The following is a 652-nucleotide window of genomic DNA, read 5'->3' on the forward strand; positions in this document are numbered from 1 at the left end:
GCTCTGAACATCAGCCGGGGCAGCGTCTATTACCTGCCGCGGCCGGTGTCGGCGGCCGACCTCGCGCTCATGCGGCGTCTCGACCGGTTGCATCTGGAGTTCCCCTTCGCCGGCTCGAGAATGTTGCGCGGCCTGCTGGCTGCCGAGGGGTGCAAGATCGACCGCCGGCATGTCAAAACGCTGATGCGGCGGATGGGGATAGAGGCGCTCTATCGCCGTCCGCGCACGACGAAGCCCGAGCCCGGTCACAAAATCTATCCGTATCTGCTGCGTAGTCTCGAAGTCACGCGGCCGAACCAGGTGTGGGCGATGGACATCACCTACATTCCGATGGCGCGCGGCTTCGTCTATCTGGCCGTGGTGCTCGACTGGTTCAGCCGCCGCGTGCTGTCGTGGCGCGTATCGATCACGATGGAGGCGGCGTTCTGCGTCGCAACGCTGGAGGATGCCCTGGCGCGTCACGGCACGCCGGAAATCTTCAACACCGATCAAGGCAGCCAGTTCACCGGAGCGGCCTTCACCGGCGTGCTCGCCGACAACGGCATCGCGATCAGCATGGACGGCAAGGGGGCCTGGCGCGACAACGTGTTCGTCGAGCGGCTGTGGCGCAGCGTCAAATACGAGGAGGTCTATCTGCGATCCTACGACAGCG

Annotated in this window: 1 protein-coding gene; it reads left to right on the forward strand. The window is 64.9% G+C overall.

The genetic code is table 11. The features are described from left to right. Positions 1-652: IS3 family transposase (locus AC5ZG5_RS46365; protein ID WP_456647286.1), on the forward strand; the 652-nt coding region annotated here is incomplete at both ends.

It is taken from the genome of Bradyrhizobium sp. Ses1, from assembly GCF_059512365.1.